The organism is Sphingomonas sp. T1 (assembly GCF_902506585.1).
GTDB lineage: Bacteria > Pseudomonadota > Alphaproteobacteria > Sphingomonadales > Sphingomonadaceae > Sphingomonas > Sphingomonas aerolata.
This window is the reverse complement of record NZ_LR733875.1, coordinates 1951656-1974635: the sequence shown is the minus strand read 5'-3', so window position 1 is coordinate 1974635 and position 22980 is coordinate 1951656. Positions and strand designations below refer to the sequence as shown.

Below are 22980 nucleotides of genomic sequence, written 5' to 3'. Positions count from 1 at the left end.
CGACAAGGGCGGATGCGGTTGCTCGATCCGATTGGCGCGGTGATCCGGCTGGCGCTGCCGCCGCGCTGCCCCGGCTGCGGCAGTCCGGTGGCGGCGGACCATCGATTCTGCGCAAGCTGCTGGAACGGCCTGCACTTTCTCGGTCCGCCCTGGTGTGCCGCGTGCAACCTGCCCTTTGCGCATGATCGCGGCGAGGGCGCATTGTGCGCCGCGTGCCTCACCCAGCCGCCGCGTCACGCGGGCGTCCGCGCCGCGGTCGCCTATGGACCGGTGGCACGCGGCCTGGCGCTGCGGCTGAAATATGGCGGCCGAACCGCGTTCGCCGCGACGATGGCGCGCGCCATGCACCGGCTCATGCCCGAGCAGGCAGCGCTGATCGTGCCCGTGCCGCTGCACCGCTGGCGGCTCTGGTCGCGCGGGTTCAACCAGGCGGCGCTCATCGCAACGACGCTCGCGAGCCTGTCGGCCGTGCCCGCCGACCTGAATGTCCTCGTCCGGACGCGGCAGACGACCGTGCTGCGCGGGCTCGGCAGGCGTCAGCGCGGCAAGGCGGTGGCGGGCGCCTTCGCCGTCGCGGCGGGCGGGCGCGACCGGCTGCGCGGCAGGGCGGTCGTGCTGATCGACGACATCTATGCGAGCGGGGCGACGAGCGCGGCGTGCACGGGCGCGCTGCTCGCGGCGGGGGCGGAATCGGTGACGATCCTGTGCTGGGCGCGTGTTCTGGACGACACCAATTATTGACAAGCGCGCGGTCAGACCACACCTGAAAATAATGGCTAAAGTTGAAATCTACATCAAACAATTCTGCCCCTATTGCACGCGGGCGATGAAGCTCCTTGCCGCCAAGGGCGTCGAACCCGAAACGTTCGACGTGACGATGGGCGGGCCGAAGAAGAAGGAGATGGTCGAGCGCTCGGGTGGTCGCATGACCATGCCGCAGGTGTTCATCGACGGGAAGCATATCGGCGGGTCGGACGACCTTGCCGCGCTCGATGCCCGGGGTGGGCTCGACCCGCTCCTGGCCTGATGCCCCGCATCGCGCTTCTGCAGATGACCAGCGGGATCGATCCCGCGGTCAATGCCGCCACGCTGGTCGCTGCGATCCGGTCGGCGGCAGGGCAGGGCGCGGTGATGCTGTTCACCCCGGAAATGTCGGGTCTGATCGACCGCGATCGCGCACGGGCCGCGGCGTCGATCGTGGCCGAAGCGGACGACCCGGTGCTCGCGCGTGTCTGCGCCGCTGCGGCCGAGGCGGGGATCTGGGTGCATGTCGGCTCGCTCGCCGTCCGCCGGGCAGACGGGCGATTTGCCAATCGCGGGTTCGTGATCGATCCGGCGGGCAGTATCCGCGCGCGCTACGACAAGCTGCATCTCTTCGATGTCGATCTGCCGACGGGAGAAAGCTGGCGTGAATCCGCGGCCTATGCCGCGGGGAATGCGGCGATCGTCACGCAGACGCCGGTCGGCATGCTGGGCGCATCGATCTGTTATGACCTGCGCTTTCCGGACCTGTACCGCGCGTTGAGCGATGCCGGCGCGACGGTGCTTTCGGTCCCGGCGGCGTTTACCAGGCCGACGGGGGCAGCGCATTGGCATGTCCTGCTCCGCGCCCGGGCGATCGAATCGGCCTCCTACGTCGTCGCCGCGGCGCAGACCGGCGTCCACGCCGATGGTCGCGCGACCTATGGCCATTCGCTGGTGATCGATCCTTGGGGCACGGTCGTGCTCGACATGGGCGAGGCGGCAGGGCTCGGCTTTGCAGAGATCAGCCCGGACAGCGTGACGGATGTCCGCGCGCGAATCCCGGCGCTCGATCATCGGCGGCCGATCCCTTCCGTGGCTGTGATCCGGTGATCGTCTTCGACCTGAAATGCGGCACCGGGCATGTGTTCGAGGCGTGGTTCGGCTCGAGCGCGGCCTATGAGGCGCAGCGCGCAGCCCGACAGGTCGAATGCCCGCTCTGCGGCGATGCAGAGGTGGCGAAGGCGGTGATGGCGCCGGCCGTCTCGGGCAAGGGCAACCGCGTGGCCGACGCCCCGACGCCTGCGCGGATGAAGGCGATGATGACGATGCTGGCATCGAAACAGGCCGAACTGCTCGCGTCATCGCGGTGGGTCGGCGGCGCCTTTGCGGATCGCGCACGCGCGATGCATCTCGGCGACGAGGCCCCCGCGCCGATCCACGGCCAGGCCAGCCTCGCCGAGGCCAGGGCGCTGGTCAAGGACGGCGTCGCCGTGCTACCGCTGCCGCTGCCGGTAACGCCACCCGATACAATCAACTAAAGATGGGGTCGCCCGGCTTTACCGCGTAACGCGCGCGAGCACTGGTTTCAGCGCGGACTTGATCTCGAAGAACAACGGATGCTTCAGCAGCCGCAGCGCGATGCCCCACAGGGCGATGCCGATGCCGACGGCCAGGACGATCGGGACCAGCGGCGTCGTCGCGGCCCAGCCATGCCAGGCCATGACGATGATCGCCGGCGCGATCGCGGCGCTGGTTGCGATCCCGCTGCGCAGATAGATGGCGAACATGTCCCGGTACTGGCTGTCCGTGATCCGGCGGATATGCGGCATGTAGAGCACGCAGGCAAAAATCGCATCGATGACCTTCGCCAGCGCTGCAGCCTCGATGCTGATGAAGCAGGCTGCCGAAAATACGACGAAGCCGACGATGCTGCGCACGAACTCGAAGCGTGCCTGACGGCCGGTTTCGTCGGCGATGATGAACAGATCCCACGCCATCGCGATGGCGGTATTGAACACGCCGACGACGCACAGGATCGACAGGCACATCGCGATCGATACCCATTTCGCGCCATAGATGAGCAGCACGAACGGCCCCGACAGCACGCCAAGCCCCAGGAAAGTCGGCCACATCAGCGCGGTGAACAGGGCCAGCGCGTTCTGATAGCGCGGCCCGATCGGCAAGCCGGCGCGGATCCCCGCGGCAAAATCGACGAACATGATGCGGCAGATCACCAGGAACACGCTGTCCCACAGCATGCTGAAAATGTTGCCGGACCTGGAATATAGGCCAAGCGCGGCCAATCCCAGCAAGCGGCCAAGCGCCATATCCTGCAACCGCGAAAAGACGCGGGAAATGCCCAGCGTGGCGAGCACGTTGATGCTGAACCGATGCACGTCGCGCCAGTTGTCGAACCCGACCTTGACCCTGGCATGATGCGGCGCAAGGCCGATCGCCATCGCGGTGCTGATCAAGGCGGCGATGATCTGGCCATAGGCAAAGCTCATATAGCTCTGGCCCGCGACCGCGAAGGCTACGGTGGCGATCGTGCCCGACGCCGTCGCCAGCATCTTGATGATCGACACGGCTTTGAAATCGCCGTCACGCTCGAGCAACGTCAGGGGCATGAAGCCGGCGGCCGTGATGATCGGGATTATCGCCAGACAGAACAACACGGGCCGGACCGCAGGCTCGTTGAAGACCGCACCGCTCACCAGGCCGAACCCGGCAATGATGAAGGCCAGGACGATTGCGACGCCGAGATTGATGCTGAAGACGGTCGACGACAATTCTGCCGTGAGATTCTTCTCGCGGATGAGATAATTGTTCAATCCGAGCGACTGAATGATGGAGATCAGTCCGCTGGCCGCAAAGGCGACAGCGAAAATGCCGACCTCGTACGGGGTGAGGATGCGCGCCAATACGACCGAGCTGACCAGCTGGAGTATGAAATATATTGCCTGAGAACCGGCCATCCATCCAATTGACTTGCGCATACGCATCGTCTCGGGCTCACTCTATCACTGTCGTTGCGAAGTATAAGGCGGGGGTCGTGCGCGCACGCGATGCGCGGCGGCGCTAGCGGATCAGTCGTGCGACCTTCCTGATCGCGCGCCCGGCATATTGCCGCACGATGAAGGGATGTCCAAGGAACAGCCGGATGGCCTGGACGCGCTTGCCTGACTGCACCGCGTGGCGGAATCCGTTCAAGGTCTCGAGCCGGCCAAGCGCCTGTTGGCGATCGTGCAATAGCGAGACCAGCCGACCGTCATCGACGACGTCGGAGCGTTTCGCCAGCGATTCGCTCATCGCGATCTGCGCCGTATAATCGACGGTCGTCTGGCTTTTGCCCGATGTGCGCAGCGTCCAGACATAGCCGGGTTGCGGGGTAATGACGAACTTTGCCCCGCACAGCATGGCATCGAAATACATCTTGAAGTCTTCACCATGGCGGATGGCCGGATCATAGCGAATAGCGTGGTCTTCGAGAAACTGACGGCGGAACATCGGTTTGAGCAAGCCATAGTCCATGTCCTGGTTGAACGGCCGGGCCGCCGCAACGAAGGCATAACGGTCAATCTCGGTGGCGGACCGGATCGCCTGGATTTGCGGTGGGCTCAACGCCGCCTGGGCCTCGTCCAGAAATCGCACATTGTCCGCAACCATATCGGCGGCAAACGCACCGGCCACGTCGAGGAGGTGCCGCAACCGGCCGGGTTCGAACGCGTCATCAGCATCGAGCACGGCGATCCACGGCGCGCGAGCCGCCGCAAATCCCGCATTGCGCGCTGCCGATGGGCCGCCGTTCCGGTCGAGCCGGACCACGGAGAGGTTTGCGACATGACCATAGCGCGCCGTCACGGCTGCGTGCGTGTCATCAGGACAATGATCGTCGACGACGATCACTTCGAGCGCGACGTCGGTCTGGGACAGGGCAGAGTCGATCGCCTTGCCGATGAACTGCGCCGCACGATAAGCCGGGATCACGACGCAGATCTCAGGCGTATTCATCGGAACTGCGCTCGTCGGCGAAACGCTATTTGGCATCTTCGAAGTCCTGGATTGAGCCGCCAAATGCGTACTTTACGGGCCTTAAGCGGACGTCCGCTCGAATTGCAAGACACCGCAGGCAGCTAACCAAGGTCAAGACGGGACAGGTCAAATCCACGCTGCGTCACGAAAAATCGCGCGATTGGCGACAGGCGGCGGTGTCCCGGCGTCAGCGACGTGGAGCGGTTCGGTCGTCGCTAAGCAACCTCAAGCGCATCGTGCGGCATCATGTCACCCGTCACGTGCGGGACGATTATGCGGCCGAAAATCCCCCATATGGCAAGAATGAGCGTCAGACTTATCAGTTCGCCGCCATCTTCGACGAGCGTGCTGATCGTTTGAAAATGCCCGGGGCCGATCATCATCTCATGAAGCTTGTCGACGACCACGGCGAAGAACGCGGTGACGCAGAAGCCGAAGAGCAGCATGAGTGCGGGGGCGATGCGATCGCGAGCAAGCCTGACCATGCCCAACAGGGTCAGCGCCAGGGGAATGCCGGACAAGATTGCCTGTGCGAGGATTTCGCCATGAGGTCCGATCACGGCGTACTGGGACAGTACCGCGCCGATATGCTCGTGAAGCCGCAGCGTGTCGTCGGCGAGTACCACCAGAAACAGGAACGCGTAGGCCGCGTAGAAAAGCTCCTTCGCGTGGAGAAACGCATAGAGCGCGAGGCCGATGATCGTCAGTTCCTTGAGATATCCCCAGATCTCCATCAACGATCCGTCGACGGACGAGTAGAGCAGCTGACCATAGAGCATGCTCTCCGTCACATTCGCGTGCTCGACATAGGCCCAGCGCAGGAACATCCCGAGTATGACAAGGTCGATCGCTAGAATGACCCCCAGGCCGATCAGCATGGGTCTTGCAGCCGTGGCGATCATCGTTTTCATCACGGCCCCCAATTACCCTGTCACAAAACTGTAATGCGTTTGTTAACAGTTGCATAGGTGGTTTGGATGATGCGCCTTTTCGGCGGCCTAGCCCGTTTTGGCAGGGCGCAGGTCCGCGGTTCGGCTTTCGCCCGCCTTTCAGCCGCGCAGATCAGGGTCTGGCCGTCATAATCGCTTGCGTCGACGGACGCGCGCAGTCTGGACCGACGGGAATGGGGCTAGTATGGACGTCGCGTGCGTGGCCCCGTAGCTCAGCCGGATAGAGCACCAGATTCCTAATCTGGGGGCCAGTGGTTCAAATCCACTCGGGGTCACCACCACCACCGACATTATCAAGCGATCCGCCGCCTGCGGGCATCGCGACACGCGTCAGGGATGTAGCTTGGCTGGCGACAGGGGGGTGCCGTCTGGCGCGGCCCGGTCGCAGCGTTGGGGAGCAATCAGGCGACGTTGACCCCTCCGCGGAGGTGGCAACGTCGCCTGGCGTCCCGGTCAGGCTTAGGCCTTGACGTGCTGCGAGATGTACTTGTTCATCTCGAACATGGTGCACTTGTCACGGCCGAAGACCTTCTTCAGCTTCTCGTCGGCGAGGATCTCGCGCTTGTTCTCAGGGTTCTGCAGATTGTGGGCCTTGATATAGACCCAGACCTTGCTGATCACTTCGCTGCGCGGGAGCTTGTCGTTACCGACGATCTCGCCGAGCTCGGGAGAGGGCTGGACGGGGGCGTGGATGCCGCCGGTCTTGGGAGCTGTAGCCATAAGCATTCCTTCCTGTTCGCATGCGTGCGTTAGGCACTGCACGCGTGGTCACGCCTTGTTGAGCGCGCCCGCCTTGTGCGCTGCCTTGCCGCCATTGTCACTCTTTACGATGAATTGCGGCTCGTCCTTGGACGCGCGGACGGTGTGACCCTTGATCGTCGTGTCGCTGGTCTGCTTCTTTTCGACCGTGCCGTGCGCGGTGCCGCCGGGGGATTTCCAGGTGACCTCGTCGCCCTTTTTCGGATCCTTCATCACACCATCTCCTTGATATTCAACGATCAAGCGCAGAGGTGCGGGTTTTGTTGCATGATCCGCGGTTGCAGACCCAGGGGCTGCGGTTCATCTGATGCGCCACCAAGGAGACCCATGCATGAAGACCCGCGCCGCCGTAGCCTTCGAGGCGAAAAAACCGCTCGAGATCGTCGAGCTCGACCTCGAGGGACCCAAATCCGGCGAAGTTCTGGTCGAAATCATGGCCACGGGCATCTGTCATACCGATGCGTACACGCTCGACGGACTTGATTCGGAAGGCCTTTTCCCGAGCGTGCTGGGGCATGAAGGGGCGGGCATCGTCCGCGAGATCGGCGCGGGCGTGACCAGCGTCGCGGTCGGCGATCACGTCATCCCGCTCTACACGCCCGAATGCCGCCAGTGTAAGTCGTGCCTGAGCCAGAAGACCAATCTGTGCACCGCGATCCGCGCGACGCAAGGGAAAGGGCTGATGCCCGACGGCACGACGCGGTTCAGCTACAAGGGCCAGCCGATCTTCCATTACATGGGCTGCTCGACCTTTTCGAACTTCACCGTGCTGCCCGAGATCGCACTGGCCAAGATCCGCCCCGACGCGCCGTTCGACACCTCCTGCTATGTCGGTTGCGGCGTGACGACGGGCGTCGGCGCAGTCGTCCACACCGCGAAGGTGCAGCCCGGCGATACGGTCGTGGTGTTCGGGCTCGGCGGGATCGGGCTGAACGTGATCCAGGGTGCGCGACTGGCGGGTGCAGGGATGATCGTCGGCGTCGACATCAATCCCGACCGCGAGGAATGGGGTCGCCGCTTCGGCATGACGCATTTCGCCAACCCGAAAGATGTGGGCGACATCGTCCAGCATATCGTCGCTTTGACCGACGGCGGCGCGGATTACACATTCGACGCGACCGGCAACACGACCGTCATGCGCCAGGCGCTCGAGGCCTGTCATCGCGGCTGGGGTACCTCGATCGTGATCGGCGTGGCCGAGGCGGGCAAGGAGATCAGCACGCGGCCGTTCCAGCTCGTCACCGGGCGCAACTGGCGCGGGACCGCGTTCGGTGGCGCGCGTGGACGTACGGACACGCCCAAGATCGTCGACTGGTATATGGACGGCAAGATCGAGATCGACCCGATGATCACGCACCGCCTGACGCTCGACGAGATCAACAAGGGGTTCGACCTGATGCACGCCGGCGAGAGCATCCGCTCCGTCGTGATCTACTGAGGGGGGAAATCATGTTCAGCCACATCATGTTGGGTGCCAATGATATCGCGGCGTCGAAGGCGTTCTACGACGCCGCGCTGGGCGCACTCGGCGTGCCCGGAGGCGTGATCGATGAATGGGGCCGGATCGTGTACGCGCACGCCGGCGGCCGCTTCCTCGTCACGCCGCCGATCGACGGGCAGCCGGCCACCCACGGCAATGGCAGCACGATGGGGTTCGTCGCGACCTCGCCCGAGGCGGCGGACGCCTGGCATGCCGCGGGGCTCGCGCATGGCGGCACCGCCTGCGAGGATCCGCCCGGCGTGCGGCACGGCACCGCGGGGCGCACCCTGTATCTGGCGTATCTGCGCGACCCGTCGGGCAACAAGCTCTGCGCCGCTCACCGGGTCGCATGATGGAGACGTTATCGACCAGCATGGCGTTCGGCGGCACGCAGGGCGTCTATCGCCACGCGTCGACCGCGACCGGCACCGACATGACCTTCGCGGTCTATGTCCCGCCGCACGCGCCGGATGCGCGCTTGCCGGTTCTGTGGTTCCTGTCGGGGCTGACCTGCACGCATGCCAATGTCATGGACAAGGGCGAGTATCGCCGCGCCTGTGCCGAACACGGCGTGATCCTGATCGCGCCCGACACGAGTCCGCGCGGAGAGGGGGTTCCCGACGACGACGCCTATGATTTCGGCCAGGGCGCGGGCTTCTACGTCGATGCGACCGAGCAGCCCTGGGCCGCGAACTTCAACATGAAGCGCTATGTCGAGGACGAACTCCCCGCGCTGATCGCGGCGGAGTTTCCGGTGGCGGACATGACGCGGCAGGGGATCACCGGGCATTCGATGGGCGGGCACGGCGCGCTGACGATCGCGCTGCGTAATCCCGACCGGTTCCGCAGCGTGTCGGCCTTCGCGCCGATCGTTGCGCCGCTGCACTGCCCCTGGGGTGAGAAGGCGCTGACGGGCTATCTGGGGCCGGACCGTGCCGACTGGCGTGCGTACGACGCCTGTGCGCTGATCGCCGATGGCGCGCGGGTGGCCGACATCCTGGTCGATCAGGGGGAGGCCGACGGCTTCCTCGACGAACAGCTGAAGCCGGCGCTGTTGGCGGAGGCGTGCACGGCGGCGGGGATCGACCTGACGTTGCGGATGCAGCCGGGGTACGACCATAGCTATAATTTCATATCGACCTTCATGCCGGATCATGTCGCCTGGCATGCAGAACGGCTGCGGCGCGCCTGACACGCCGTAGCGCAAGCGATATGATGCGGCCCTTGTGTTCGGGTCGCCCACGGCCGCATGGCGCGCGGCGGGCGGGAGCCCGCTGCGATATTGTCGATATTATGATACCTCGGTCGGGCTTTCGTACCGAGGACCTTGCACGCCGTCCTGCGGCGGAATGATGGAGCGCTGTGATGATCGCCGAAACGCCTTTTGCCAATGCCGAGCCGGCCGTCGGCCCGGATGGCAAGCTGATCGTTCCGCAGGAGGTCGAGGCGGCGATCCGGACGCTGATCCGCTGGACGGGTGACGATCCGACGCGCGAGGGGCTGGTCGATACCCCGCGTCGGGTCGCGCGCGCGTGGAAGGAATATTGCGCGGGCTATGGCGATGATCCGGCGCGGCATCTCGAACGCGTGTTCGAGGAGGTCGGCGGCTATGACGAGATCGTCCTGTTGAAGGATATCCCGTTCCAGTCGCACTGCGAGCATCACATGGCGCCGATCATCGGCAAGGCGCACATCGCCTATCTGCCGCGCAACCATGTCGTCGGTATCTCGAAGCTGGCGCGCGTGCTGCACGGCTTTGCCCGCCGGTTGCAGGTGCAGGAGCGGCTGACCGCGGAAGTGGCCGACTGCATCTGGGAGCAGCTGAAGCCGCAGGGTGTCGCGGTCGTGATCGAGGCGACGCATGCCTGCATGGCCGCGCGCGGCGTGCGGACGCCGGGGGTGACGATGGTCACCAGCCGGATGATGGGCGTGTTCCGCGAGGATGAGCGCAGCCGCAAGGAGGTGCTCTCGCTGATGGGCGCGCGCGCATGATCCGAACCGTCCTGGTCACCGGCGGGGCGAAGCGCTTGGGCGCCGCGATCGTCCGGCGGCTGGCGGCGGACGGGCATGCGGTGGTCGTGCATCAGGGGCATTCGCCCGAGGAAGCCGATGCGCTGGTCGACGAAATCGTCGCTATCGGCGGCCGCGCGGCGGCGGTCGAGGGCGATCTGAGCGATCTGCACGGGGTCGGCGATCTGTTCGCGGCGGCGCGGGGCGCGATCGGCGGTCCGATCAACGGGCTGGTCAACTGCGCATCGAAGTTCGCGTTCGATCGGCCGCCCGCGGTCGACCCGGTACTGTTCGCCGAGCTGACCGCGATCAACTGCGGCGCGCCGGTGCTGCTCGCCTCGGCGCTGGCGTCGCAGGAGGATGTCCGTGACGGCGCGATCGTCAATCTGCTCGACCAGAAGGTCGCCAACCTCAACCCCGACTTCTTCTCCTATAGCTGCGGCAAGATCGCGCTGGAGGGGGCGACGGTGATGCTGGCGCAGGCGTTGGGCCCCCGGATCAGCGTCAACGCGGTCTCGCCAGGGCTGACCCTGCGGAGCGGCGACCAGACTGCCGCGGAATTCGAGGCAGTGGCGAGCGACAACCTGCTCCAGCGCCCGGTCGGGGCGGGGGCGGTCGCCGATGCAGTCGCGTGGTTGCTGGGTGCGAAGGGCGTGACCGGGCAGAACCTGTTCGTCGATTGCGGGCAGCGGTTTCTGGCGCGCGACGGCGACGTGATGTTCGACCGGCATCATGGGGAGCGCAATGGCTGAGTTCACGACGATCCTCGACGGGCTCGAGGTGATGATGCGGCTGGGCATTTATCCGCACGAGGTGGCGCCGCAACGCGTCGTCGTCTCGGTCGAGATGACGGTCGTGTATCCGGGGCCGCTCGGCGAGGATGCGATCGGCGAGGTGCTCGATTACGACTTCGTCCGCGCCGGGATCCTGGCGATGGCGGCGGAGCGTCCGTTCGCGTTGCAGGAGACGCTGTGCGAGGCGATTGCGGCGCTGTGCCTGGGTGACGCGCGGGTGAGGCGGGTCGAGGTCGAGACGATGAAGACCGACATCTACCCCGATGCCGCGATCGGGTGCCGGATCGTGCGGGAGCGTGCGATCTAGTGGAGGCAATAGTCCCACGACCGGGCGCATTTGTTGCCCATGAGCGGCGCCGATCCTGCAGCCGGCTCGTTCCCTGCCCATAACCCCCTCATTCGGAGACTTATGGTGAACATTCTTGTCGTCCTCACCTCGCATGCCGATCTCGGCGATACCGGCCGCAAGACCGGCTTCTGGCTCGAAGAGCTTGCCGCACCCTATTATGTGTTCAAGGATGCCGGGGCGTCCATCACGCTCGCCTCGCCGGCCGGTGGCCAGCCGCCGCTCGATCCGAGCAGCGCGAAGCCCGACGCGCAGACCGATGCGACGCGCCGGTTCGAGGGGGACGCGGAGGCCAGCGCCGCGCTCGCCGACACGCGGAAACTGTCCGAGATGAAGATCGCCGATTTCGACGCGGTGTTCTATCCCGGCGGACACGGCCCGCTCTGGGATCTCGCCAACGACACGGCGTCGATCGCGCTGATCGAGACGACCATCGGCGCGGGCAAGCCCGTCGCGCTGGTCTGTCACGCGCCCGGCGTGCTGCGCGACGTGAAGGCGGCTGATGGCTCGCCGCTGGTGAAGGGGAAGACGGTCACCGGCTTCACCAACAGCGAAGAGGCGGCGGTCGGGCTCAGCGATATCGTGCCGTTTCTTGTCGAGGACATGCTCGCGCAGCAGGGCGGAAATTATTCGAAGACCGCCGACTGGGGCGTGCATGTCGTCGAGGACGGCCTGCTGATCACCGGGCAGAACCCCGCATCGTCGGAAAAGGCGGCACAGGCGCTGCTGGCGAAGCTCCCCTGAAAGAACGGCCACCGGCCCTGCCGGTGGCCGCCCTTCCGGGTGTCAGGCGCGGTTGGCGGCGCTGAGGACGGCGCGGACCGAGGCGGTGGCGATGTCGGTGTCCATGCCGACGCCGAACACCGTCTTGCCCGCCGCGGTCCGGCATTCGACATAGGCAGCCGCCTGCGCATCGGCACCATGGCCGATCGCATGCTCGTTATAATCGACCACGTCGAGCGTCGGGCCGGTCGACTCCGCGATCGCCGCGATCACGCCCGAGATCAGCCCGTTGCCGCGCCCCGAGATCGACCGTTCCTCGCCATCGATCGCGACGCGACCGATGAAGACGCGCTGCCCTGCGGTGCCGCTTTCCTCATAGTCGCGCAGCTCCACGCGGTCGTCGGCGTGCGGCAAATAGGTCCGTTCGAACAGCTGCCAGATATCCGCCGCATTCAGCTCGCGGCTCGTCTCGTCGGCATAGGCCTGCACATGACGGCTGAAATCGGCCTGGAGACGCTTGGGCAGCTTCAGCCCCTTGTCCTGCTCGATCACCCAGGCGACGCCGCCCTTGCCCGACTGCGAATTGACGCGGATCACCGCCTCGTAGCTGCGGCCCAGATCGGCGGGGTCGATCGGGAGATAGGGGACCTCCCACAATGTGTCGTTCTTCGCTTCCTGCGCGGCGAACCCCTTCTTGATCGCGTCCTGGTGGCTGCCAGAAAATGCCGTGAAAACGAGGTCGCCCGCGTAGGGCGTGCGCGGATGGACGGGGATGTTGGTGCAGTAGTTGACCGTGTTCACGACGCCATCGATGTCCGACAGGTCGAGCTTCGGGTCGACGCCTTGCGTGTACATGTTGAGCGCGACGGTTACGAGATCGCAATTGCCGGTGCGCTCGCCATTGCCGAGCAGGCAGCCCTCGACCCGGTCCGCGCCCGCCATCATGCCGAGCTCGGCGGCGGCGACGCCGGTACCGCGGTCGTTGTGCGTGTGCAGGCTGATCGCGACCGAGTCACGATTGCGGATGTGGCGGCCGAACCATTCTATCTGGTCGGCATAGATGTTGGGCGTCGCGCACTCGACGGTGGCGGGCAGGTTGAAGATGATCGGGTTTTCGGGCGTCGGCATCAGGACGTCCATCACCGCCTCGCAGACCTCGAGGCTGAACTCGAGCTCGGCGGTCGAGAAGGTCTCAGGGGAATATTCGAACTGCCAGCGGACGTTCGGTTGCTTGGCGGCCTCGTCGCGCAGCACCTTGGCGCCGTCGATCGCGATCTGCTTCACCTGCGCGCGGTCCATCCCGAACACGATCTTGCGCCATGCGGGCGATACGGCATTGTAGAGGTGGACGATCGCGGTCTTCGCGCCGACGAGGCTGGCAAAGCTCGTCTCGATCAGGTCGCGGCGCGACTGCGTTAGCACCTGGATCGACACGTCGTCGGGGATCCGGCCGGTCTTCACGAGACCAGAGATGAAATCGAACTCGGTCGCGCCCGCGCTCGGGAAACCGACCTCGATTTCCTTCAGCCCGACCTTGCAGAGCAGGTCGAAGAAGCGAGTCTTCTTCTCGGCATCCATCGGGTCGATCAGCGCCTGGTTGCCGTCGCGAAGATCGGTCGACAGCCAGCGCGGCGGCGTGACGATCGTCTTCGACGGCCATTGGCGGTCGGGCAGGTCGATTTGCGGGAAGGGTCGGTATTTGGTCGATGGGTCGCGCAGCATGGCTCGTGTCTCTCGTGATCGGGAGCGTTCGGGTCAGCCCTTAGGCGCGAGGCGCGGGGGCTGGCCACCACGCAAACGATCGGCGCGCCTAAGGGCGCGTAAGTCGAAGCAGCAGAAGGCGACCGTGAGACATTGCGTCTTCCCTATCGCGCGGACACGGTAAATGTCCAGCGCGATAGGTCGGCGTACGTATTATTGCGCAGCAAACGCCGCGTTGATCGTCAGGTCGACCTTGTCCGACACGACGGGGGCATAGGCGCCGATGTTGAAATCGCTGCGCTTGATCGATGTCGTCGCGCGGAAGCCGAAGTTCAGCTTCTTGTTCATTGGGTTCGCGCCCGCGCCGACGAACGTCGCCTGCAGCACGACCGGCTTGGTGACGCCCTTGAGCGTGAGATCACCCGTGATCGTCGCCTTGTCGCCGGTCGCGACGACCTTGGTCGAGACGAACTTGGCGGTCGGATAGGTCGCGGCGTCGAAAAAGTCCTTCGACTTCAGATGGCCCGCGAACGGCGCGGACGTGACCGACAGCTGGTCGATCGCGAAATTGACCTCAACCTTGGTCGCGTTGGGCTTGGCCGGATCGATCGTGATGCTGCCACCCGATGCGCCGAGCTGCCCCTCGAGCATCGAGAAGCCCATATGGTTGAGCTGCCACGTCACCTGCGTGTGGTTTGCATCGACCGCATAGGTACCGGCGGCGACGCGCGCCTTGACGGGGGCGCCGGGGACGGCGGCGGTCTGCGCCAATACGGGAGCGGCGGTGAGGGCGAGGATGGTGGCTAGGGCTAGGCGCATGCGGGGTCTCCTGTTGAACGCGCGATGCTGGCCGAGCGAAGGGAGCGCGTCAAATGACGTTATGCCAACGCTGTGTTTCGGATTTGGGTCGGTGGGGAGCTTGGGGAAGGCACGCTCGCTGTTGTTCCCCCGCGGACGCGGGGGCCCAGCTAAACCACGGATACTGCCCGAGACCCTGGACCCCCGCCTTCGCGGGGGAACGGGGACTGGGGGAGGGGGAAGTGGGTTTCAGGAACGAGAGTAGCGGGGAACGGGAGTAGGGTAGGAAAGGGAGTGGCGGGGGAGAAGAGCACTCACCCCAAAACGCCACCACCCCGGCGAAGGCCGGGGCCCAGTTGGGGGACGGTGATAACGGAAGACGGCGCTTCGTTACTCCGGCCTTTCCAACTAAGCCCCGGCCTTCGCCGGAGTGGGGTAGGGGGTGTTGGGGCGAGCGACGCGCAATCCCCACGCCCGCCCGTCGGCCACGGCGAAGCCGCGCCCTATGGGCGGGCTCCGTCGTGCCGGCCGCGCTCGCGCTTAGTTGCGCTCGCGATCCACCAGCGCATTCTTCCCGATCCACGGCATCATGCCGCGCAGCTCGCTGCCGATCTTCTCGATCGGATGCGCCAGCGCCTGCTTGCGCGCCGCCTTCAGCTCGGGCTGCCCCGCACGGTTGTCGAGAATGAAGTTCTTCACGAACCTGCCCGACTGGATGTCGGCCAGCACGCGCTTCATTTCCTTCTTCGTCTCGTCGGTGATGATCCGCGGACCCGTGGTGATGTCGCCATATTCGGCGGTGTTCGAGATCGAATAGCGCATGTTGGCGATCCCGCCCTCATAGAGCAGGTCGACGATCAGCTTGGTCTCGTGCAGGCACTCGAAATAGGCCATTTCGGGCGCGTAGCCGGCTTCGGTCAGCGTCTCGAACCCGGCCTGGATCAAGTGCGTGATGCCGCCGCAGAGCACGGCCTGCTCGCCGAACAGATCGGTCTCGCATTCCTCGCGGAAATTGGTCTCGATGATCCCCGAGCGACCGCCGCCGACGCCCGATGCATAGGCGAGCGCGATGTCGTGCGCGTTGCCCGACTTGTCCTGGTCGATCGCGATCAGGCAGGGGACGCCGCCGCCGCGGACATATTCGCTGCGCACGGTGTGGCCGGGGCCCTTGGGTGCGATCATGATGACGTCAAGATCGGCGCGTGGCTCGATCAGGCCGAAATGGACGTTCAGGCCGTGCGCGAACGCGATCGTCGCACCCTGCTTCAGATTGTCGTGCAGGTCGGTCGCGTAGATCGCCGCCTGATGCTCGTCGGGCGCGAGGATCATGACGATGTCGGCCCAGGCGGCCGCCTCGGCGTTCGACTTGACCGCGAAGCCGGCCTCGATCGCCTTCTTGGCGGTCGGCGAGCCCTCGCGCAGCGCGATCGCGACGTCCTTGACGCCCGAATCGCGCAGGTTCTGCGCATGCGCATGGCCCTGCGAGCCGTAACCGACGATCGCGATCTTCTTGTCGGTGATCAGGTTCAGGTCGGCGTCGCGATCGTAATAGACACGCATTATATTCTTCCTTCTTTCGTCATTCCGGCAGACGCCGGAACCCAGGGTTCCAGGCGGCGCCGTTCGTGGCTCTGGGTCCTGACGTTCGTCAGGATGACAGGTAAATTCAGGCCGGCTCTTTGCCGCGGGCAATCGCGACGATGCCGGTGCGGGCGACTTCGATCAGACCGACTTCGCCCATGAGTTCGACGAACTTGTCGATCTTGTCGATGCCGCCGGTCACCTCGAACACGAAGCTCGACGTCGTCGCATCGACCACGCGCGCGCGGTAGACGTCGGCGAGGCGGAGCGCCTCGATCCGGTGGTCGCCGGTGCCGCGCACCTTGACCAGTGCCAACTCGCGCTCGACATGCGCGCCCTGCGCGGTCAGGTCAGTGACCTTGTGGACGGGGACGAGCCGGTCGAGCTGTGCGAGGATCTGCTCCATCGTCGCGGGCGATGCGCTGGTGACGATCGTGATCCGGCTGACCGCCTTGTCGGCGGTGATCTCCGACACGGTCAGGCTCTCGATATTATAGCCGCGCGCGGTGAACAGACCGGCGATCCGGGCGAGGATGCCCGGCTCGTTGTCGACGATGACGGCGAGCGTATGCCGCTCAGCCTTTTCCTGGGAAATATGCATCAAACCAGTGCCTTCGCTTCGTCGTCCATCGTGCCCGACACTTCGTTCGCCTGAAGGATCATGTCGGTATGCGCAGCACCGCTCGGGATCATCGGGAAGCAGTTGGTCAGCTGCGACACGCGGCAATCGACGATCACCGGGCCGTCATAGGCCAGCATCTCGGCGATCCCGCTGTCAAGCTGGTCACGCGTCTCGATCAGGATGCCCTTCCAGCCATAAGCTTCGCCCAACCGGACGAAATCGGGCAGCGAATCCGAATAGCTCTCGGCATAGCGGCTCTCATACGTGAGCTCCTGCCACTGGCGGACCATGCCCATATACTGGTTGTTGAGGATGAAGATCTTCACAGGCAACCGGTATTGCGTGGCGGTCGCCAGCTCCTGGATGTTCATCTGGATCGATGCCTCGCCGGCGATGTCGATCACCAGCGCGTTCGGGTTGCCGAGCTGCGCGCCGATCGCGGCGGGCAGGCCATAGCCCATCGTGCCGAGACCGCCGCTGGTCAGCCACTTGTTCGGCTTTTCGAAGCCGAAATGCTGCGCGGCCCACATCTGGTGCTGGCCGACCTCGGTCGTAATGATCGGGTTGCGTGCCTTGGTCGCGTCGAACAGCGCCCGGATCGCGCGCTGCGGCATGATCTCGTTCGGGTCGTTCTCGGGGAAGTCGAGGCACTTGACCGCACGCCAGCCGGCGATCCGCCGCTGCCAGTCGGTGGTGTCGGGCTTGGGATGCTGACGGCTCTTCCAGATCCGCACCATGTCCTCGAGCGCATGGCCGACGTCCGCGATGATCCCGAGATCGACGCGCACCGTCTTGTTCACCGACGAGCGATCGATGTCGATGTGCACTTTCCGCGAATTCGGGCTGAACGCGTCGAGCCGTCCGGTCACGCGGTCGTCGAACCGGCTGCCGAGCGCGACGACGAGGTCGGCCTGGTTCATCGCCATGTTGGCCTCGTAGGTGCCATGCATCCCGAGCATGCCGAGCCATTGCTCGCCGCTCGCGGGATAGGCGCCGAGGCCCATCAGCGTCGACGTCACCGGTGCGCCGGTGATGCGGACGAGCTCGCACAGCAGTTGGCTCGCGGCCGGGCCCGAATTGATGATGCCGCCGCCGGTGTACAGGATCGGGCGTTCGGCCGCAGCAAGCATGTCCACCAGCTGCTCGATCTGCGACTGGTCGGCCTTCACCTGCGGGCGATAGGTCTTGTGCTGGATCGGGCCGGGCTTAGTGTAGCGCGCGGTCGCGACCTGCACGTCCTTGGGAATGTCGACGACCACCGGCCCCGGACGACCCGAGGTGGCGATGTGGAACGCCTCGTGGATCACCCCGCCGAGCTTGGCCGGGTCCTTCACGAGATAATTGTGCTTCGAACAGTGACGCGTGATGCCGACGGTATCGGCCTCCTGGAACGCGTCGGTGCCGATCAGCGCGGTCGGCACCTGTCCGGTGATCACGACCATGGGAATCGAATCCATCAGCGCATCGGTGATCCCGGTGACTGCATTGGTCGCGCCGGGCCCCGAGGTGACGAGCACCACGCCGGGCTTGACGGTCGAGCGGGCATAACCCTCCGCCGCATGCGTCGCGGCCTGTTCATGGCGCACCAGGATGTGCTTGATCCGGCCGCTGCGAAACAGCGCGTCGTAGATCGGCAGCACGGCACCGCCCGGATAGCCGAACACGACCTCCACGCCGAGATCGCACAGCGCCTCGATCAGGATATCGGCTCCACTCTTCTCGGTCATCACGTCAAAATCCTTTCGAATGCGCCGCCTTTAGCGCCTCGTGGAGGGGGCGGCTACCGATATAAAAGATGCGTGTCAAACATCATTTTAGCAATATAGTTTCAAATTGCTGCAAGCGCGTTGAAAAATCGAGCGCGTTAGTGCGCGTCCAGGCGGCCGGCGGCTGGTGGCGAAGCCAGGTATATTGCCGCTTGGCATAGCGCCGCGTAGCGAGCGATCCGGCCGCGATCGCGTCGGTTTTCGACACCCCTCCGCGAACGAGTCCGGCGATCTCGGGAACGCCGATCGCGCGGCGGATCGGTGCGTCCGGCGGGATGTCGGTGCGGGCGAGGAGTGCGGTGACTTCCGCTTGGCTGGTCTCGGCCATCTCGGCGAAGCGCTGGTCGATGCGCGCGTTCAGCCAGTCGCGGTCGGGGATCAGGATCAGCGCGCGAACGTCCAGCCGGTCGCCGATCCCGCCCACCCGTTCGGTCTGCCAGTCGGCGAGCGTGCGGCCGGTCCCGCGGACCACCTCGAGCGCGCGCGCGACGCGCGTGGTGTCGGCGGCGTTGAGCCGCGCGGCGGCGGGCGGGTCGAGCAGCGCGAGCGCGGCATGCGCATCGGCGACGGGGAGCGCGCGGACCTGCTCGCGAAGGTCGGGGTCGATCGCGGGGACGGGGGCAATGCCGTCGAGCAGCGTGCGGATATAGAGCCCGGTGCCGCCGACCAGGATCGGCAGTCTGCGCTCCGCCACCACCTCGTCGATTGCGCGCGTCGCTTCGGCGGCCCAGCGCGCGGCGGAATAGGTCGCGTCAGCGGCGTCGACATGGCCGAACAGGCGGTGCGGGACGCTCGCTTCCTCTTCGGCCGAAGGACGCGCGGTGAGGATGCGCAGATCGGCATAGACCTGCGCGGAATCGGCATTGATGACGACGCCGTCGTGGCGCGCGGCGATGGCAAGCGCGAGCGCGGACTTGCCGCTCGCGGTCGGCCCTGCGATGAGCGCGACCTTCGGGAGATTATTGATGTTCACGGCAACGCTTATAGCCTCGGGCACGCTGACCGCAGGCGATATTTCGACCGCGATGGACCGGCTCCGCGATGCGGGCTGCGCGCCGGGTGCGAGCGGCTGGATCGACGAAGGTGACGCCGCCGACCTGATCTTCGGCATGGCGCCCGACGCGGCGCGGACCGCGCTCGAGGGGGCGTTCGGCAAGACCGATGTGGTCGTGCAGTCGAGCCTGACCCGGACCAAGGCGCTGCTGATCGCGGACATGGATTCGACGATGATCACCGTCGAGTGCATCGACGAGCTCGCCGACTATGCCGGGATCAAGCCGCAGATCGCCGAGATCACCGAACGCGCGATGCGCGGTGAACTCGATTTCGAGGCGGCGCTCGATGCGCGCGTCGCGCTGCTCGAGGGGCTGGCGGAGAGCGACATCGAACGCTGCCTTGCTGAGCGCGTCACGATCATGCCGGGTGCGCAGGCGCTGGTGCGGACGATGCGCGCGCGCGGTGCGAAGGCCGTGCTCGTGTCGGGCGGCTTCACGCGCTTTGCCGAGCCGGTGGCGCGGACGATCGGGTTCGACGTCGCGATCGCGAACGTGCTGGAGATTGCGGACGGTACGCTGACGGGGCGGGTCGCGCGGCCGATCGTCGGGTCGCACACCAAGCTGGCGACGCTGCACGCTGCGCTCGCCGAGCACGGGATCGCGGTCGAACAGTCGCTCGCGGTCGGTGACGGCGCGAACGACCTCGCGATGATCGAGGCAGCGGGGCTGGGCGTCGCCTATCATGCCAAGCCGATCGTCGCGGCGGCGGCGGCGGCGCGTATTGATCACGGCGATCTGACCGCTCTGCTCTACGCCCAGGGCCTGTCGCGCGCCGCCTGGGTGACCGAATGAGCGCCGTCAAGCGCGTTTCCAGCCACCGAGTCCCTCTTTGGTAATCCAGGTTAAGCCACTGCGCCATATCCCGGCTTGCTAAGCTGTATCCAAAAATTAGGGGTCGATGCCAAAGACTTGCGATTGATTGGCTGAGACGAATGGATGCTGGCTGGGATTATGAGCGCTTCAAGGCGTTCACCTGTGCGGATGACGACGACATTGATACCTTCCGGCGGCTCGCCGGGCCGACGATCGGGTTGAAGCGTGGTGATACTTTGCGGATGCAGGGCTCGCCCGACCCGCAGGTCTATATGCTGCTGAGCGGCTGGGTCGCGTGTAGCATCATCGTCGGCGAGAGCGCGCGGCAGATCGTCAAGGTTCATCTGCCCGGCGATCTGGTCGGGATGCCGAGCCTTGCCGCCCCGACCGCGTGCGACACGATCGAAGCGGTCTCGGCGGCGAAGCTCGGCGTGATCGAGACCGCGGCGATCGGGCAGGTGTTCAGCAGCAACCCGCGGCTCGCGGCATTGCTGTTTCTCGTCTCGCAGCAGGAGCGCGTCTTGCTGATGGAGCGGCTCGCGTCGATCGGGCGGACCAGCGCGGCGAGCCGGATCGCCGCGCTGATCCTCGAACTGCGCACCCGGCTGCGGCGCAACGATCCGACGATCGAGAATGTCGTGCCGGTGCCGCTGACGCAGGAGGATATCGGCGACATGACCGGGCTGACCCCGGTCTATGTCAACCGGACGCTACGCCAGCTGCGGACCTCGGGGATCGCGACGTGGCGGCGCGGGGTCATCACGATCGACGACCGCGACGCGCTGGCGGTCCTCGCCGCCTTGCCGCAAAGTCCGGAACGCGACACGAGCTGGATCCCGAACCGGCGCGGCTGAACGCCGGGCGTGTCGGGATGCGTCAGGGGGCGACGATGACGCAGGGCTGGCCTGACGCGGCGCAGGCGCGCGTCGCGTCCGCCCGGCTGGCGAACCCGCCCGCTTGCAGCCGCGTCACCGGCCCCGCCGCGACATAGCTGGGCTGCGCGCCGCCCAGCCTGCCCTTGACCTTGCCCCACAGCGTCTCGGCATTGCCGCGATCACGAAACGCGCCAAGCTGGATCCGCCATTTCCCCGACCCGGCCAGAGGCTTCGCCGTCGGCTTCGGCACGGGTTTCGGCGCCGGCTTGGCCGCGGCGTGTGGGGCAGGGGCGGGAGCACGCTCCGGCACAGCGCGCTGTGGCACCGGCGCGGGGGACACGGTTGAGGCGGGAACCGTGGTGCGCGCGACCGGCGTCACCGGCCGGGGAGCGGGCCTAGCAGGGCCGGTAGCCGAGATCGGCGGCGGCGACGCGGGCGACAGGCCCGACCGCGCGATCTTTTCCTGCGCGGCATAGCGTTCGGCGAGCGCCGTGCCGCGCTGGCGGTCTTCGGGGGAGATATACTGGTCCATCTGCGCGAGCGTCTGCGAGGCCGACTGCAATCCCGACGTGCTCGCGCGCGACATCAGCGCATAGGCGCGCGGATAATCGCGGGGGACCGCGTCGCCGTTGAACAACATCGTCCCGAGCACGAGCTGCGTCCGCGGTTCGCCGCGCGCCACCGACTTTTCGAGCCAGGGCAGCGCGTCCGCCTTCTTGTTGGCCTGGAACAGCGCGAGGCCGTAATTGTCCTGCGCCTGGACATGACCCTGCAGCGCCGCCTTGCGGAACCAGCTTTCAGCGAGCGCGGGGTCGAGCGTGACGCCGCGGCCGAGCTTATAGGCCTGGGCGAGATTGAACTGCGCATCGGCGTCACCCGCGATCGCGAGCGGACGCCACTGGTCGATCGCGGACGCATAGTCGCCGCGGCTCCAGGCATCGACGCCGGCCTTCACGTCCGCCGCGGCCGGCACCGCGCCCAGCGCTGCCACCGTCGCCGCCGCGCCCAGAATCAGGTTGCGCATCGAGTACCTCGTTAAAGCCAAATGATGATCGTCATGTCGCGATAGCCCGGCGAAGGCAAAGATCGGGTTAAGCCGTGCGCCGGTCGGGTGTGGGGGCGCGGCACGTTGTCGTAACGGCTTGGGAACCACGCGTTAACCGCTTCTTATCCGCTGGCATGGCATCGCGGGCCTTGGTTGACGAGACGTAAGGGGGCTTATGCGCGTTCTGGCGATGGCATCGCAGAAAGGCGGGTCGGGAAAGACGACTCTGTCCGGGCATCTCGCGGTCCAGGCGGAGCGCGCTGGGCAGGGGCCGGTCGTGCTGATCGATATCGATCCGCAAGCGTCGCTGACCGACTGGTGGAACGAGCGCGAGGCGGAGGCGCCGGCGCTGGCGCAGACCACGGTCGCGCGGCTCGCCGCCGATCTCGAAATTCTTCGCCAGCAGGGGTTCAAGCTGGCGGTGATCGACACGCCGCCGTCGATCACGGTCGCGATCCAGACGGTGATTCAGATCGCCGAGCTGATCGTCGTGCCGACCCGGCCGAGCCCGCATGACCTGCGCGCGGTCGGCGCGACCGTCGATCTGTGCGATCGCGCGGGCAAGCCGCTGATCTTCGTCGTCAATGCAGCGACCCCCAAGGCGCGGATCACGGCCGAGGCGATCGTCGCGCTCTCTCAGCACGGCACCGTCGCGCCGATGACGATCCACCAGCGCACCGATTTCGCCGCCTCGATGATCGACGGCCGCACGGTCATGGAGGTCGATCCCAAGGGCAAGTCCGCGGCGGAGATCGAAGCGCTCTGGACCTATGTCACTGACCGGCTCGAAAAGAATTTCCGGCGCACGGTGTTCAGCGTGCCCAATGCAGGCGCGGGGTTCGGGCAGCGCGGGCCCGCGCCGGGCTTCGGCCGGCGGGTGGTCGGA

At 65.9% G+C, this 22980-nt stretch carries 26 protein-coding genes and 1 tRNA gene; 15 read left to right on the top strand and 12 right to left on the bottom strand.

Annotated elements, in window-relative coordinates; genetic code table 11:
• Positions 1-12: 12 nt before the first annotated feature.
• Genes GV027_RS21440 through GV027_RS08900 form a run of 4 tightly spaced genes read left to right on the top strand, consistent with a single transcriptional unit; the run spans position 13 to position 2282 of the window.
• A complete protein-coding gene (locus GV027_RS21440; protein WP_236559124.1) occupies positions 13-741 on the top strand; it encodes a ComF family protein in 729 nt (242 codons plus the stop codon).
• Positions 742-772: 31 nt separating this feature from the next.
• Positions 773-1027: a glutaredoxin 3 gene (gene grxC, locus GV027_RS08910; RefSeq protein ID WP_031396302.1), complete on the top strand. Its 255-nt coding sequence runs from the start codon at positions 773-775 to the stop codon at positions 1025-1027.
• Positions 1027-1854 carry a carbon-nitrogen hydrolase family protein gene (locus GV027_RS08905; protein WP_031439094.1) on the top strand — a complete coding sequence of 276 codons (828 nt, stop codon included), beginning with the start codon at positions 1027-1029 and terminating at the stop codon, positions 1852-1854. Before grxC ends, GV027_RS08905 begins: the two co-directional genes overlap by 1 nt.
• Positions 1851-2282, top strand: coding sequence for a DUF1178 family protein (locus tag GV027_RS08900; RefSeq protein ID WP_159511635.1), 432 nt, complete (start codon positions 1851-1853; stop codon positions 2280-2282). The genes GV027_RS08905 and GV027_RS08900 overlap by 4 nt, the downstream gene beginning before the upstream one ends.
• A gap of 18 nt (positions 2283-2300) precedes the next feature.
• On the opposite strand, the gene GV027_RS08895 is transcribed toward GV027_RS08900, so the two are convergent.
• The 3 genes from GV027_RS08895 to GV027_RS08885 form a co-directional block, all read right to left on the bottom strand.
• On the bottom strand, positions 2301-3740 hold the full coding sequence (locus GV027_RS08895; RefSeq protein ID WP_159511634.1) for an oligosaccharide flippase family protein: 1440 nt from the start codon (positions 3738-3740) through the stop codon (positions 2301-2303).
• Positions 3741-3822: 82 nt separating this feature from the next.
• Entirely contained in the window at positions 3823-4755 is a 933-nt protein-coding gene (locus GV027_RS08890; protein ID WP_159511633.1) for a glycosyltransferase family 2 protein, read from the bottom strand.
• Positions 4756-4991: 236 nt separating this feature from the next.
• Positions 4992-5687 carry a hypothetical protein gene (locus GV027_RS08885; protein ID WP_159511632.1) on the bottom strand — a complete coding sequence of 232 codons (696 nt, stop codon included), beginning with the start codon at positions 5685-5687 and terminating at the stop codon, positions 4992-4994.
• Positions 5688-5927: 240 nt separating this feature from the next.
• Between GV027_RS08885 and GV027_RS08880 the strand changes: the two genes are divergently transcribed.
• Positions 5928-6004, top strand: a tRNA-Arg gene (locus GV027_RS08880).
• Between the two features lie 181 nt (positions 6005-6185).
• On the opposite strand, the gene GV027_RS08875 is transcribed toward GV027_RS08880, so the two are convergent.
• Positions 6186-6446, bottom strand: a complete 261-nt coding sequence (locus GV027_RS08875) for an SWIB/MDM2 domain-containing protein (protein ID WP_031394799.1) — start codon at positions 6444-6446, stop codon at positions 6186-6188.
• Positions 6447-6494: 48 nt separating this feature from the next.
• Positions 6495-6698 carry a DUF2945 domain-containing protein gene (locus GV027_RS08870; RefSeq protein ID WP_031394798.1) on the bottom strand — a complete coding sequence of 68 codons (204 nt, stop codon included), beginning with the start codon at positions 6696-6698 and terminating at the stop codon, positions 6495-6497.
• Between the two features lie 118 nt (positions 6699-6816).
• On the opposite strand from GV027_RS08870, the gene GV027_RS08865 reads away from it, so the two are divergent.
• The 7 genes from GV027_RS08865 to GV027_RS08835 all read left to right on the top strand — a co-directional run bounded on the left by GV027_RS08865 (position 6817) and on the right by GV027_RS08835 (position 11859).
• Entirely contained in the window at positions 6817-7923 is a 1107-nt protein-coding gene (locus GV027_RS08865) for an S-(hydroxymethyl)glutathione dehydrogenase/class III alcohol dehydrogenase (protein ID WP_031439099.1), read from the top strand.
• A gap of 11 nt (positions 7924-7934) precedes the next feature.
• Positions 7935-8318, top strand: coding sequence for a VOC family protein (locus GV027_RS08860; protein WP_159511631.1), 384 nt, complete (start codon positions 7935-7937; stop codon positions 8316-8318).
• A complete protein-coding gene (gene fghA, locus GV027_RS08855) occupies positions 8318-9157 on the top strand; it encodes an S-formylglutathione hydrolase (protein WP_159512829.1) in 840 nt (279 codons plus the stop codon). The genes GV027_RS08860 and fghA overlap by 1 nt, the downstream gene beginning before the upstream one ends.
• Before the next feature lie 173 nt (positions 9158-9330).
• Positions 9331-9957, top strand: a complete 627-nt coding sequence (folE, locus tag GV027_RS08850; protein ID WP_159511630.1) for a GTP cyclohydrolase I FolE — start codon at positions 9331-9333, stop codon at positions 9955-9957.
• Positions 9954-10727, top strand: a complete 774-nt coding sequence (locus GV027_RS08845; RefSeq protein ID WP_159511629.1) for an SDR family NAD(P)-dependent oxidoreductase — start codon at positions 9954-9956, stop codon at positions 10725-10727. The genes folE and GV027_RS08845 overlap by 4 nt, the downstream gene beginning before the upstream one ends.
• On the top strand, positions 10720-11076 hold the full coding sequence (locus GV027_RS08840) for a dihydroneopterin aldolase (protein WP_031395191.1): 357 nt from the start codon (positions 10720-10722) through the stop codon (positions 11074-11076). Before GV027_RS08845 ends, GV027_RS08840 begins: the two co-directional genes overlap by 8 nt.
• Before the next feature lie 105 nt (positions 11077-11181).
• Entirely contained in the window at positions 11182-11859 is a 678-nt protein-coding gene (locus GV027_RS08835) for a type 1 glutamine amidotransferase domain-containing protein (protein ID WP_159512828.1), read from the top strand.
• A 42-nt stretch (positions 11860-11901) separates the two neighbouring features.
• Here the strand turns inward: GV027_RS08835 and leuA are convergent, their stop codons facing one another.
• The 6 genes from leuA to miaA all read right to left on the bottom strand — a co-directional run bounded on the left by leuA (position 11902) and on the right by miaA (position 19279).
• Entirely contained in the window at positions 11902-13560 is a 1659-nt protein-coding gene (gene leuA, locus GV027_RS08830) for a 2-isopropylmalate synthase (RefSeq protein WP_159511628.1), read from the bottom strand.
• 192 nt (positions 13561-13752) lie between these two features.
• Complete coding sequence (locus GV027_RS08825; protein ID WP_056405452.1) at positions 13753-14358, bottom strand: YceI family protein; 606 nt, start codon at positions 14356-14358, stop codon at positions 13753-13755.
• Between the two features lie 519 nt (positions 14359-14877).
• Complete coding sequence (ilvC, locus tag GV027_RS08820; protein WP_107932328.1) at positions 14878-15897, bottom strand: ketol-acid reductoisomerase; 1020 nt, start codon at positions 15895-15897, stop codon at positions 14878-14880.
• Positions 15898-16003: 106 nt separating this feature from the next.
• Entirely contained in the window at positions 16004-16519 is a 516-nt protein-coding gene (gene ilvN / locus GV027_RS08815; protein ID WP_031395186.1) for an acetolactate synthase small subunit, read from the bottom strand.
• Positions 16519-18267 carry an acetolactate synthase 3 large subunit gene (locus GV027_RS08810; protein ID WP_159511627.1) on the bottom strand — a complete coding sequence of 583 codons (1749 nt, stop codon included), beginning with the start codon at positions 18265-18267 and terminating at the stop codon, positions 16519-16521. The genes ilvN and GV027_RS08810 overlap by 1 nt, the downstream gene beginning before the upstream one ends.
• Positions 18268-18349: 82 nt before the next feature.
• The gene (gene miaA, locus GV027_RS08805) at positions 18350-19279 is read right to left on the bottom strand and encodes a tRNA (adenosine(37)-N6)-dimethylallyltransferase MiaA (protein ID WP_201302601.1); all 930 of its coding nucleotides are present in this window, start codon (positions 19277-19279) and stop codon (positions 18350-18352) included.
• Between miaA and serB the strand changes: the two genes are divergently transcribed.
• Both serB and GV027_RS08795 read left to right on the top strand, forming a co-directional pair.
• Positions 19272-20153, top strand: coding sequence for a phosphoserine phosphatase SerB (gene serB, locus GV027_RS08800; protein ID WP_159511626.1), 882 nt, complete (start codon positions 19272-19274; stop codon positions 20151-20153). The genes miaA and serB overlap by 8 nt on opposite strands.
• Before the next feature lie 140 nt (positions 20154-20293).
• Positions 20294-21028, top strand: a complete 735-nt coding sequence (locus GV027_RS08795) for a Crp/Fnr family transcriptional regulator (RefSeq protein ID WP_159511625.1) — start codon at positions 20294-20296, stop codon at positions 21026-21028.
• Between the two features lie 22 nt (positions 21029-21050).
• Here the strand turns inward: GV027_RS08795 and GV027_RS08790 are convergent, their stop codons facing one another.
• Complete coding sequence (locus GV027_RS08790) at positions 21051-22073, bottom strand: SPOR domain-containing protein (protein ID WP_159511624.1); 1023 nt, start codon at positions 22071-22073, stop codon at positions 21051-21053.
• A gap of 196 nt (positions 22074-22269) precedes the next feature.
• Here GV027_RS08790 and GV027_RS08785 point away from each other — a divergent pair.
• Positions 22270-22980 (top strand): ParA family protein (locus GV027_RS08785; protein WP_031441008.1); only part of this gene is annotated, 711 nt, incomplete at its 3' end.

Coding starts and splice junctions, on each gene's coding strand:
- GV027_RS08845 (WP_159511629.1), top strand. CDS start 9,954: ATGATCCGAACCGTCCTGGTCACCGGCGGGGCGAAGCGCTTGGGCGCC.
- GV027_RS08870 (WP_031394798.1), bottom strand. CDS start 6,698: ATGAAGGATCCGAAAAAGGGCGACGAGGTCACCTGGAAATCCCCCGGC.
- GV027_RS08795 (WP_159511625.1), top strand. CDS start 20,294: ATGGATGCTGGCTGGGATTATGAGCGCTTCAAGGCGTTCACCTGTGCG.
- GV027_RS08840 (WP_031395191.1), top strand. CDS start 10,720: ATGGCTGAGTTCACGACGATCCTCGACGGGCTCGAGGTGATGATGCGG.
- grxC (WP_031396302.1), top strand. CDS start 773: ATGGCTAAAGTTGAAATCTACATCAAACAATTCTGCCCCTATTGCACG.
- GV027_RS08810 (WP_159511627.1), bottom strand. CDS start 18,267: ATGACCGAGAAGAGTGGAGCCGATATCCTGATCGAGGCGCTGTGCGAT.
- GV027_RS08895 (WP_159511634.1), bottom strand. CDS start 3,740: ATGCGCAAGTCAATTGGATGGATGGCCGGTTCTCAGGCAATATATTTC.
- folE (WP_159511630.1), top strand. CDS start 9,331: ATGATCGCCGAAACGCCTTTTGCCAATGCCGAGCCGGCCGTCGGCCCG.
- GV027_RS08790 (WP_159511624.1), bottom strand. CDS start 22,073: ATGCGCAACCTGATTCTGGGCGCGGCGGCGACGGTGGCAGCGCTGGGC.
- GV027_RS08885 (WP_159511632.1), bottom strand. CDS start 5,687: ATGAAAACGATGATCGCCACGGCTGCAAGACCCATGCTGATCGGCCTG.
- ilvC (WP_107932328.1), bottom strand. CDS start 15,897: ATGCGTGTCTATTACGATCGCGACGCCGACCTGAACCTGATCACCGAC.
- GV027_RS21440 (WP_236559124.1), top strand. CDS start 13: ATGCGGTTGCTCGATCCGATTGGCGCGGTGATCCGGCTGGCGCTGCCG.
- leuA (WP_159511628.1), bottom strand. CDS start 13,560: ATGCTGCGCGACCCATCGACCAAATACCGACCCTTCCCGCAAATCGAC.
- GV027_RS08905 (WP_031439094.1), top strand. CDS start 1,027: ATGCCCCGCATCGCGCTTCTGCAGATGACCAGCGGGATCGATCCCGCG.
- ilvN (WP_031395186.1), bottom strand. CDS start 16,519: ATGCATATTTCCCAGGAAAAGGCTGAGCGGCATACGCTCGCCGTCATC.
- GV027_RS08890 (WP_159511633.1), bottom strand. CDS start 4,755: ATGAATACGCCTGAGATCTGCGTCGTGATCCCGGCTTATCGTGCGGCG.
- GV027_RS08860 (WP_159511631.1), top strand. CDS start 7,935: ATGTTCAGCCACATCATGTTGGGTGCCAATGATATCGCGGCGTCGAAG.
- GV027_RS08865 (WP_031439099.1), top strand. CDS start 6,817: ATGAAGACCCGCGCCGCCGTAGCCTTCGAGGCGAAAAAACCGCTCGAG.
- GV027_RS08825 (WP_056405452.1), bottom strand. CDS start 14,358: ATGCGCCTAGCCCTAGCCACCATCCTCGCCCTCACCGCCGCTCCCGTA.
- fghA (WP_159512829.1), top strand. CDS start 8,318: ATGGAGACGTTATCGACCAGCATGGCGTTCGGCGGCACGCAGGGCGTC.
- GV027_RS08875 (WP_031394799.1), bottom strand. CDS start 6,446: ATGGCTACAGCTCCCAAGACCGGCGGCATCCACGCCCCCGTCCAGCCC.
- serB (WP_159511626.1), top strand. CDS start 19,272: ATGTTCACGGCAACGCTTATAGCCTCGGGCACGCTGACCGCAGGCGAT.